Source organism: Candidatus Darwinibacter acetoxidans (genome assembly GCF_041936445.1).
In the GTDB taxonomy this organism is placed as follows: domain Bacteria; phylum Bacillota; class Limnochordia; order Darwinibacteriales; family Darwinibacteriaceae; genus DTU010.
Window position 1 is genome coordinate 1 of record NZ_JBHGXH010000087.1, and the last position, 1,162, is coordinate 1,162.

General features: G+C 59.5%; 1 protein-coding gene. It reads left to right on the forward strand.

Annotated elements, in window-relative coordinates:
- Positions 1–1,162 (forward strand): InlB B-repeat-containing protein (locus ACE4YL_RS02805; RefSeq protein ID WP_461369175.1); only part of this gene is annotated, 1,162 nt, incomplete at both ends.

The window sequence follows — 1,162 nt, forward strand, 5'->3', positions numbered from 1 at the left end:
CTCTTTGACAGGTGGACGGAGGGTGATAAAGAGTACTACGGTGAAGTGTTTACTTTCTGGGGCGACAGGCACCTCAAGCTTACGGCTCATTTCATTCCCGGCATCCGGATAGAGGCCGGTGCCGAGCCCGGGGATGGCGGCACGGTTAGGGGCGCAGGCACCTATAAGGAGGGCGCCGAAGTTGTTTTGAAAGCCCTGCCTGCAGCGAACCACACCTTCGAGGGATGGTACGAGAACGGGGAAAAGGTTTGCGCCGATCCGGAATATAGCTTTACGGCTGCCGGAGATCGCCGGCTTGCCGCCAGGTTTGAGCCTTATCTCGAGATCGCCGCCAGGGCCATTCCCGCAGAGGGAGGCCGGGTCAGAGGAGCCGGCTTCTATCAAAAGGGGAGCGAGGTTGTCTTGACGGCCGTGCCCAACCCCGGCTACGAGTTCGACCACTGGCTCATGGACGGCGAGCAGGTCCCCGGTGCTCCCGCCCGCTATAGCTTCACTGCCGGTGAGAGCCACCTTTTTGAGGCAGTTTTCAGGAAAGTAAATGAATATACCGTCAATATTTCCTCTTCTCTGCCCGGTGCGGGCTTCGTCTCCGGCGGGGGTACTTTCAACGAGGGCACCCGCGTAACGGTATTTGCCATCCCGAAGGCGGATTACCGCTTTGTGGGCTGGACCGAAAACGGAGAAGTTGTCAGCAGCGATTCAAGCTACACCTTCACACTGGACCTGGATCGCAGCCTTGTCGCCAACTTCGCCAAGGTGCACTACCTGGGGCTGGAGGCGGAGCCCAAAGTAGGGGGATGGTTTGAAGGACGCGGCTACCACGGAGCCGGCTCCGTGGTGAATGTAAAAGCCATTCCCTCTTACGGCTACCGCTTCGATCACTGGACCGAAGCGGGCGAGAAGCTGGATTACGGCAGCAGCTTTGACCTGACCATCGAACGCAACTATGCCCTTGTAGCCCACTTTGTCAAGGCTCACCGGGTCACCATCCGCCTGGGCGAGTTTGGCGGCGGCTCGGTTACCGGAGAGGGCGTGCATGACGTGGGCGCAACCGTTACCGTCAGAGCCGAGCCGTACGAGGGCTATGTCTTCAGCATATGGACCCGGAACGGGGTAAAGGTAAGCGAAGAGCCGGAATACAGCTTCACCATGCCCGACGAGC